This is a genomic window from Allosphingosinicella sp., from assembly GCF_036403745.1.
Lineage (GTDB): Bacteria > Pseudomonadota > Alphaproteobacteria > Sphingomonadales > Sphingomonadaceae > Allosphingosinicella.
Genome location: NZ_DASWQI010000006.1, coordinates 66063 through 74339, shown reverse-complemented (window position 1 = coordinate 74339; position 8277 = coordinate 66063). Strand labels below are relative to the sequence as shown.

The 8277-nt window shown below is 68.2% G+C and carries 10 protein-coding genes and 1 tRNA gene; 9 read left to right on the top strand and 2 right to left on the bottom strand.

What is annotated here, in order from left to right; all coding sequences use genetic code 11:
* Positions 1-114 precede the first annotated feature (114 nt).
* Positions 115-1575 (bottom strand): sigma-54-dependent transcriptional regulator, encoded by a 1461-nt coding sequence (locus tag VGC56_RS01150; RefSeq protein ID WP_464122709.1) that lies wholly within the window; start codon positions 1573-1575, stop codon positions 115-117.
* A 130-nt stretch (positions 1576-1705) separates the two neighbouring features.
* Here VGC56_RS01150 and VGC56_RS01145 point away from each other — a divergent pair, with 130 nt between their 5' ends.
* The 8 genes from VGC56_RS01145 to VGC56_RS01110 all read left to right on the top strand — a co-directional run bounded on the left by VGC56_RS01145 (position 1706) and on the right by VGC56_RS01110 (position 7371).
* Complete coding sequence (locus VGC56_RS01145) at positions 1706-1858, top strand: hypothetical protein (RefSeq protein WP_464122708.1); 153 nt, start codon at positions 1706-1708, stop codon at positions 1856-1858.
* Positions 1859-1868: 10 nt separating this feature from the next.
* Complete coding sequence (locus VGC56_RS01140) at positions 1869-2996, top strand: NAD(P) transhydrogenase subunit alpha (protein ID WP_464122707.1); 1128 nt, start codon at positions 1869-1871, stop codon at positions 2994-2996.
* A gap of 5 nt (positions 2997-3001) precedes the next feature.
* Positions 3002-3355, top strand: a complete 354-nt coding sequence (locus tag VGC56_RS01135; RefSeq protein WP_464122706.1) for a hypothetical protein — start codon at positions 3002-3004, stop codon at positions 3353-3355.
* Between the two features lies 1 nt (position 3356).
* Positions 3357-3641: an NAD(P) transhydrogenase subunit alpha part 2 gene (locus VGC56_RS01130; RefSeq protein ID WP_464122705.1), complete on the top strand. Its 285-nt coding sequence runs from the start codon at positions 3357-3359 to the stop codon at positions 3639-3641.
* Positions 3641-5134: an NAD(P)(+) transhydrogenase (Re/Si-specific) subunit beta gene (locus tag VGC56_RS01125; RefSeq protein ID WP_464122704.1), complete on the top strand. Its 1494-nt coding sequence runs from the start codon at positions 3641-3643 to the stop codon at positions 5132-5134. Before VGC56_RS01130 ends, VGC56_RS01125 begins: the two co-directional genes overlap by 1 nt.
* 261 nt (positions 5135-5395) lie before the next feature.
* The gene (locus VGC56_RS01120) at positions 5396-6085 is read left to right on the top strand and encodes an aspartate/glutamate racemase family protein (RefSeq protein ID WP_464122703.1); all 690 of its coding nucleotides are present in this window, start codon (positions 5396-5398) and stop codon (positions 6083-6085) included.
* 276 nt (positions 6086-6361) lie between these two features.
* Complete coding sequence (locus VGC56_RS01115) at positions 6362-7255, top strand: hypothetical protein (RefSeq protein WP_464122702.1); 894 nt, start codon at positions 6362-6364, stop codon at positions 7253-7255.
* A 40-nt stretch (positions 7256-7295) separates the two neighbouring features.
* Positions 7296-7371: transfer RNA gene (locus tag VGC56_RS01110), tRNA-Val, on the top strand.
* Here the strand turns inward: VGC56_RS01110 and VGC56_RS01105 are convergent.
* Positions 7328-7963: a lysostaphin resistance A-like protein gene (locus VGC56_RS01105; protein ID WP_464122713.1), complete on the bottom strand. Its 636-nt coding sequence runs from the start codon at positions 7961-7963 to the stop codon at positions 7328-7330. The genes VGC56_RS01110 and VGC56_RS01105 overlap by 44 nt on opposite strands.
* Between VGC56_RS01105 and VGC56_RS01100 the strand changes: the two genes are divergently transcribed.
* A complete protein-coding gene (locus VGC56_RS01100; protein WP_464122701.1) occupies positions 7878-8090 on the top strand; it encodes a hypothetical protein in 213 nt (70 codons plus the stop codon). The two genes, VGC56_RS01105 and VGC56_RS01100, sit on opposite strands and share 86 nt — an antisense overlap.
* Positions 8091-8277 lie beyond the last annotated feature (187 nt).

The following is an 8277-nucleotide window of genomic DNA, read 5'->3' as shown; positions in this document are numbered from 1 at the left end:
CGTCACGGGACCATTGTCCCGTGACGTCGATCGGGTTCGGCTTTGCCGGCCCGTCGGCCGGCCGGGGCGACTCCGTGCGCAACGCTGCTGCGTTGCGAACGGGACGCCCTCGGCTTACGCGGCAATATCCCCGATGCCGAGCTCGCCGAGCTTGCGGTACAAAGTCGACCGCCCGATCCCCAGGCGGCGCGCGACTTCGGTCATGCGGCCGCGATAATGGCCGATGGCCAGGCGGATGACGTCGGCCTCGATCTCCTCCAGCGAGCGCATGTTGCCGTCGCCCGAATAGAGGGTGATGCCGGGGGCATGGTCGAGCGCCGCGTTCTGGGAAGCGCCGTTGAGGAGCGGACGGTGGACGTCGCTGGCGCGGCGGGTGAAGGCGGATTCCGTCTGGATCTGGGGGAAATCGTCGGCGGTCAGCGCGTTGCCGTCGCACAGGACGGCGGCGCGGAAGAGGGCGTTCTGGAGCTGCCGGACGTTGCCGGGCCAGCCGTAACGCATGAGGACGGCGAGGGCGTCGTCGGTGATCGAGAGGTAGCGCATGCCGGGCTGCTCGGCGATGCGGGCGAGGAGGTGGCGGGCGAGGCCCGGTATGTCGCTCGACCGGTCGCGTAGCGGCGGGATGTCGACGTGAACGACGTTGAGGCGGTAATAAAGGTCCTCGCGGAAGCGGCCGGCGGCGACTTCCTCGGCGAGGCGGCGGTTGGTGGCGGCGATGATGCGGACGTCGACCATCTGGATGGCGCGGCCGCCGATGCGCTGGATCTCGCCCGTCTCGATGGCACGGAGCAGTTTGACCTGGGTCTCGAGCGGGAGCTCGCCGATCTCGTCGAGAAAGAGCGTCGAGCCGTCGGCATCCTCGAAGCGGCCGACATGGCGGTCGAAGGCGCCGGTGAAGGCGCCCTTCTCGTGGCCAAACAGCACCGATTCGACAAGGTTTTCGGGGATCGCGCCGCAATTGACGGTGACCATCACCTTCTTGCCGCGGGGTGAGGAAGAATGGATCGCCTGCGCGATCACTTCCTTGCCCGAGCCGCTCTCGCCTTCGATGAGGACGGAGACGCGGGCGCGGGCGGCCTTGGCGGCGACGGCCATGGCGGCGCGGAATTTGGGCGCCGAGCCGATGATCTCCTCGAAAGCGAGGGTCTTGGAGATTTTCTCGGACAGCGGGCGGAGCTCGCCGTTGCGCTGGCGGCGGTCGGTGGCGGCGTTCAAGGCGGCGAGGAGGCGGTCGGGAGCGATCGGCTTCACCAGGAAATCGTTGGCGCCGGCGCGCATCGCGTCGACGGCGATGGCGACCGAGGTCTGGGCGGTCATGACGAGGAGGGGCAGATCGGGCGCCATCGTGCGAATCTGCTCGATCAGCGCGGTGCCTTCGGCGCCGGGGAGCCAATGGTCGAGGAGGATCGCATCGACCTTGGGCTGCTCGGGATCGCGCAGCATTTCGGCGGCGGCGTCGATGTCGGAGGCGCCGCGCACCCACCAGCCGGCGCGGGCGCCGATGGCGGTGACGAGGCGGCGCTGGGCGGGCTCATCGTCGATCAGCAGCAGGCAGCGGGTCGAATCGGGCCGCATATGTCCCCTCTTGGTCCAGGTGGGACGATCCTTAGCGGCGCGGGGTAAAGGCGGGATTAATCGCGTTCGAGGGGGGCGGGAGCCGCTTCCCACGCGCGCCACGCGTTGTTAGAAGGGCCGCCGACCAGGCATGCAGAGGATCGAAATGGCGGCGCACACCGATCTCGACAAGGAATTCGCAGTCCACCGGAAGGGCTACGAGAAGTTCATCAGCGTGTTCAAGGTGGGGGCGGTCCTATGCTTCATCCTCGCCTTCATCGTCATCCTCGTCATCTCCAAATAACCGGCGCCCGGTGAAGCTCGCGGTCCTCAAGGAGCAAGCGGACGGCGAGCGGCGGGTCGCGGCGACACCGGAGACGGTCAAGAAATATATCGCCCTGGGCGCCAGCGTCGCGGTCGAGGCCGGGGCGGGGCTGAGCGCGTCGATCGCCGACGCGGACTATGAGGCGGCAGGGGCGACGGTGGCGCCGCGCGAGGCGGTTGTGCAGGGTGCGGACGCTTTGCTCTGTGTGCAGGGGCCGGAGCCGGCGGGGCTCGGCGGCGCGAATGGCGGGGCTCTGGTCGTCGCTGCGCTCGATCCCTTCCGGCAGCGCGCGCGGGTCGATGCCTATGCCGCGGCGGGGCTCGAGGCGCTGGCGATGGAGTTCATGCCGCGCATCACCCGGGCGCAGTCGATGGACATCTTGTCCTCGCAGTCGAACCTGTCGGGCTACAAGGCGGTCCTCGACGCGGCGGCGGAATATGGCCGCGCCTTTCCGATGATGATGACGGCGGCGGGGACGATCGCGGCGGCGCGGGTGTTCGTGATGGGGGTCGGCGTCGCCGGGCTGCAGGCGATCGCAACCGCGCGGCGTTTAGGCGCCATCGTCTCGGCGACTGATGTCCGGGCGGCGACCAGGGAGCAGATCGAGAGCCTCGGGGCGAAGGCGATCTTTGTCGAGAATGTGGCGGGCATCGAGGGCGAGGGCGCGGGCGGCTACGCGACCGAGATGTCGGATGAGTATAAGGCGGCGCAGGCCGAGCTGGTCTCGGCGCACATCGCTAAGCAGGACATCGTCATCACCACCGCCTTGATCCCGGGGCGGCCGGCGCCGCGGCTGATCTCCGACGCGCAGGTGGCCAGCATGCGGTCGGGCTCGGTGATCGTCGATCTGGCGGTGGAGCAGGGCGGCAATGTCGAGGGCGCGGTGCTCGGCGAAGTTGCGCTGCGGCATGGGGTGAAGATCGTCGGCCACCGCAACGTCCCGAGCCGCCTCGCCGCCGATGCCTCCGCGCTCTACGCCCGCAACCTCTACAACTTCCTCTCCGCCTTCTGGGACAAGGAAGCGGGGCGGGTGGTGCTCCCGGACGAGGACGAGATCGTCAAGGGTGTGCGGCTGACGCGGGGCGGAGCCGTGGTGAGCGAGAGGTTGAAGGGGTGATTACCTTGGCCGTAGCGTTCGCCGTGGCCGCGTCTCAGCCGCGGCAGCCAGTGGATCTCTGGAGCGAAGGTGACGACAGTCTGAGCCAACGCTGGCGCGTCGCGGTGGAGCAGGCCCTGGCGACGTCTAACGAGTTTCGACCTGCTGGGCCGGCTGATCCGACGCCGCACCAATCTGCACTTCTGGTGATGGAGCACACGCTGCCGGGCGACGAGTTTCAATATACGCTGTCCCTCTTCCGCGGTGAAGCCGAGGTCTCTTCGCGGATTGCGCAGATTAGCGGGACCTGCGGCGAGCGAGCGCTCCAGCAGTGTGCGGTGGAGGCTTGGCTTCGTCTGGCGACGAGGAGCCAAAAATAACATGGACTTCATCTCGATCCTGTCGATCTTCGTGCTGGCCTGCTTCGTCGGCTATTTCGTGGTGTGGGGGGTGACGCCGGCGCTGCATACGCCGCTGATGGCGGTGACCAATGCCATCTCCTCGGTAATCGTCGTCGGGGCGCTGATTGCGGCCGCCGCGGCGGGGGTACCGGGGGCGAAGTGGCTGGGGCTGCTCGCGGTGGTGCTGGCGAGCGTCAACATCTTCGGCGGCTTCGCGGTGACGGCGCGAATGCTGGCCATGTACAAGAAGAAGGAGCGGCGCTGATGCATGAAGCCGTCGCTCTGCCGGCCTGGGTGGCGCTCGCCTACCTCGTCTCCGGCGCCTGCTTCATCCTCGCGCTGAGGGGGCTGTCGAGCCCGGTAAGCGCGCAGACGGGCAACCGCTTCGGCATTGCCGGGATGGTGCTCGCGGTGGTGACGACGCTCATCTACCACGTCCCCTTCATTGCCGATCAGGAACCCGTTTCCGTCGCGGCGAAATGGCACGACGTCGATCCCGTGACATTGGCCGAAATCGGGCTCGCGATCGCCATCGGTGCCGTGATCGGTCTCGTCACCGCCCGGCGGATCGCGATGACGGCGATGCCGCAGCTGGTCGCGGCGTTCCACAGCCTTGTCGGGCTCGCGGCGGTGCTGGTGGCGGCAGCGGCGTATCTGAATCCGGAGGCGTTCGGGATCGCGGTGCGGATCACGCCGGTCTACGGGCCCTCGATCGTCAACATCCTGCCGGTCAGCCGGGTCGAGATGGGGTTGGGCGCGGCGATCGGTGCGATTACCTTTTCGGGATCGGTGATCGCGTTCCTGAAGCTGAACGGCAACATGTCGGGCAAGCCGATCCTGCTGCCGGGGCGCCACGTCCTCAACCTCGCGACGCTGGCGGTGATCATCGGGCTCGTCGGCTATTTCACGCAGGACCAGTCGCCGTGGGTGTTCTTCACCGCCGTGGCGCTGTCGTTCCTGATCGGCTTCCTGCTGATCGTGCCGATCGGCGGGGCGGACATGCCGGTCGTCGTGTCGATGCTCAACTCCTATTCGGGCTGGGCGGCGGCGGCGATGGGCTTCACGCTGCACAACACAGCGATGATCGTCACCGGCGCGCTGGTCGGATCGTCGGGCGCGATCCTGTCCTACATCATGTGCCGGGCGATGAACCGCAGCTTCATCTCGGTGATCGCGGGCGGCTTCGGCGGAGACGCGGTCGCGGCGGGCGGCGGGGCGGCGATCGACCGGCCGTGGAAGCGCGGCTCGGCCGAGGACGCGGCGTTCCTGATGAGCCAGGCCGAACAGGTGATCATCGTGCCGGGCTACGGCATGGCGGTGGCGCAGGCGCAGCATGCGCTGCGCGAGATGGGCGACCTCCTCAAGAAGGAGGGGGTGAGCGTGAAATATGCGATCCACCCGGTGGCGGGGCGGATGCCCGGGCACATGAACGTGCTGCTTGCCGAGGCCAACGTGCCTTATGACGAGGTGTTCGAATTGGAGGACATCAATTCGGAGTTCGCCCGCACCGACGTCGCCTTCGTGATCGGCGCCAACGACGTCACCAACCCGGCGGCCAAGACCGACAAGTCGTCGCCCATCTACGGCATGCCGGTGCTCGACGTGGAGAAGGCGAAGACGGTGCTGTTCGTGAAGCGCTCGATGGGCGGTGTCGGCTATGCGGGCGTGGATAACGAGCTGTTCTACCGCGACAACACGATGATGCTCCTCGCCGACGCCAAGAAGATGGTGGAAGAGATCGTCAAGGCGCTGGGCTGAAGGCCCGCGCCTCGCGCTTGCTGTTTCCCGCGTGCCACAGCCGGTCCCGATAGTTCGGCGTCCCGGCCCGCGCGGGTTGCAAATGGGCCGGGAAGCCTTTCGACAGGGCAGGGACTTAGAGCCTGATCGTTTGAGGAGGAAGCGCTTCGCGCTTCCGCCGAAAGAGTGAATCAGGCTCTATTCAATGTTGAGACCTTGATCGTGTCAGGCTGATTCAGCCTGAGACGATCAAGGTCTGGGCCGGCACGAGAGGGCTTTGCGGTGCGCAAGCTGGGGATGATCGGCGGGACGAGCTGGCACTCGACCGCGATGTATTATGAGCAGATCAACCGCGGCATCGCCCAGCGGTTCGGCGGCGTCGCCTCGGCGCCGCTGGTGATCGAGAGCCTCAACCTTGCCGACGTCGCCCCGCTCCAGCTTGCTGGCGAGTGGGCGGCGGTGGCGGAAATCGTCGCGTCCGCAGGGCGCCGCCTTGCCGCAGCGGGGGCGGAGGGGCTGATCCTGTGCTCCAACACGATGCACAAGGTCGCCGACGAGGTTCAGGCCGCGGCGGGACTGGAGCTGATCCACATCGGCGATGCCGTCGCCGACCGGCTCGTCGCCGACGGGGTGAAGCGCGCCGGGTTCATCGGCACCCGCTTCACGATGGGCGAGCCTTTCGTGCGCGGACGGATCGAGGCGCGGGGCATTACGCTGGCGCCGCCGGCGGCCGCGACGGCGCAGGAGATCGACCGCATCATCTTCGAGGAGCTTGCCAAGGGACAGGTCACGCGCAATTCGCAGCGGCGGCTCAAGACCTGCCTCACCGAGATGGGCCAGGCGCGCCAGCAGGGCGTGGTGCTGGCCTGTACCGAGCTGGTGCTGCTCGTCGATCCGGTGGCGAACGTGCTCCCGGTCTACGACACCACGGCGATTCATGCCCGGGCGGCGGTGGAGTGGATCGCGGGCTGACAGGTCGCGTCGGAAATCTCATCCGGAATGGACACCGTTTAGCGACAGGTTTGCGGCGCGGCAGGGACTAATCGCGATCCGCAGCAAATCTCTCCTCAACAGCAGTCCGAGTTTCGCCAGAACCCAGGCTGCCAAGCGGCGCGGTGGTCCAGTTGTTCGCACAATCTTTGCGGTCGCTCCGAAACGGACAAAAGCACCCTCTACTTTCCTCCGGATCGGGGGCAATCTGCTGCCGGGGAATCGGGCAGCAGGGGTGGGACCGTGGGCGGAGGAGATTTGGATTACGGGGCGCGGGGATCGGTCGTCCTCGTCGCGCAGACCGAGGCGGGTGAACGGCGCTGGCGGGAGACGGCGCGGCTCGTCGGCTGCCGGCTCGGGCCCGCGATCAGCCTGAGCGAGGCGCCAGCGCGGCTCGACGCGCAGGTGGCGGCGGACGCGTTCCTGCTGGATGTCGAGCGGGACGAACACGGCCTTGCCGCCGCGCTCAATGCGCTGGAGCGGGCGGCGGCGGAGCGGGGATGCGAGGCGATCGTCGCTGCGCCGGCCACTCTCCTCGATGTCGTGACCGGTTCGCTGGGCGCGGGGCGGATCGAGTATCTGATCGAGGCGCCGCAGCGCGAGCGGGCGCTGGCCCTCGCTTTGGCGGTGCGCCCGGCGGAACCGGTCCTGAACGACGTCGCCAAGGGGCAGGCGACGGCGAAGCTGCAGCAGCTGAGCGAGGAGGTGGGACGGATCGCGTCGATCCTCGCCGCGCTGTCGGAGGACGAGGCGGCCGCGGCGGCGGTGGCCGGCGTCCAGACCGGCGAGATGGGCGCCGACGAGACGATAGAGGCGGCGCAGATCCGCTCGATCATCCGTGGGCGGCGGCTGCGCGACCATTTCTTCAAACCGGATCTCTTCGCCGATCCCGCCTGGGACATGCTGCTCGACCTGATGGCGGCGCGGCTCGAGAAGCAGCGGGTGGCGGTGTCGAGCCTGTGCATCGCCGCCGCCGTGCCGCCGACGACGGCGCTGCGCTGGATCAAATCGCTGTGCGACCAGGGCGTCTTCGTGCGGGTCGCTGATCCGGAGGACGGGCGGCGGGTGTTCATCGAGCTTGCCGACCAGAGCGCCGTCGCGATGGCGAATTACTTCAAGGCCGCGCAGCGCGTGTCGGCGCTGATCGTCTGACCCTTGATGCCGGTCGCGGCCGGTGGCAGGGCGGTGGGGCGGGCGCTTAGCTCAGTTGGTAGAGCATCTCGTTTACACCGAGAGGGTCGGCGGTTCGAGCCCGTCAGCGCCCACCACATCGCCCTCCGCTGCCGCTCCGGCAGGCCGACCGACGATGGGACCGGTCCCCGCATCAATGGCTGTAAGCCTGCCGCGCTTCCAGGCGCGGTGGAGGGCGGCGGCGCCGACGGCGGTGCCGACGGCGAGGCCGGCGAGCGATGCTTCGGGACCGAAGCCGGCGCCGGAGAGGATTGGCGCAACGCCTGGGACAGGATGGAAGGAGAGGGGCCCGCCGGCGAAGTTGCTGGTCCCCGAGACGGCGGCGCCGAAGACCCAGCCTTGCGTGAAGTTCCAGCCGGCATGGACGCCGATCGACACCCACAGGCGGCCGGTGAGGATGTAGAAGGCGGCGAGCATCAGCCCGGCCTCGATGGCGATGCAGACGGCGGCGAAGAGGCTGGCATTGGGGTTCATCAGGTGGAGCGCGCCGAACAGCAGAGCCGAGAGCCCGAGCGCCGCCCAGATGCCGAAAGCGCGCCACAGCAAGCGGAAGACGACGAGGCGGAACAACAATTCCTCGAGGATGCCGGACTGGATGCTTTCGGCCACCGCCTTCCAGATCGCCGTGACGGGCTGGCCGGCGATGGAGACCCAGCCGCCCGCCCACATAAGCGCGACGGTCACCGCCATCATCGCGGCGCCGAGGGAGAGCCCCGCCGGAAGCTCGACCAGCGCCGGGCGCGGAGAGAGTTCGGGCGCGGTGCGCTTCTCGCCGAGTTGGACGAGGCCGACATAGAGGAGGAGCGCGACCAGGGTACCGACGGCCAGGCCTGTGAAGAGGATGGCGGGCGGCGGATCCTTGAGGAGGTTCCCCGCGGCTCCGCCGTGCACGACGATCATCAGCAAGGCGATGATCATCCCGCTCCCCAGCGTGAATGCGACGGTGAGGACGACGAACAGGAGCACAGCCCAGGCGAAGGCAC

Bases quoted from the DNA above. Each gene is read 5' to 3' on its own strand.
- VGC56_RS01105 (WP_464122713.1), bottom strand. From the start codon at position 7,963: ATGTGGGCGGGCGGCTGGGTCTCCATCGCCGGCCAGCCCGTCACGGCG.
- VGC56_RS01130 (WP_464122705.1), top strand. From the start codon at position 3,357: ATGGACTTCATCTCGATCCTGTCGATCTTCGTGCTGGCCTGCTTCGTC.
- VGC56_RS01100 (WP_464122701.1), top strand. From the start codon at position 7,878: ATGCCGGACTGGATGCTTTCGGCCACCGCCTTCCAGATCGCCGTGACG.
- VGC56_RS01150 (WP_464122709.1), bottom strand. From the start codon at position 1,575: ATGCGGCCCGATTCGACCCGCTGCCTGCTGCTGATCGACGATGAGCCC.
- VGC56_RS01145 (WP_464122708.1), top strand. From the start codon at position 1,706: ATGCAGAGGATCGAAATGGCGGCGCACACCGATCTCGACAAGGAATTC.
- VGC56_RS01125 (WP_464122704.1), top strand. From the start codon at position 3,641: ATGCATGAAGCCGTCGCTCTGCCGGCCTGGGTGGCGCTCGCCTACCTC.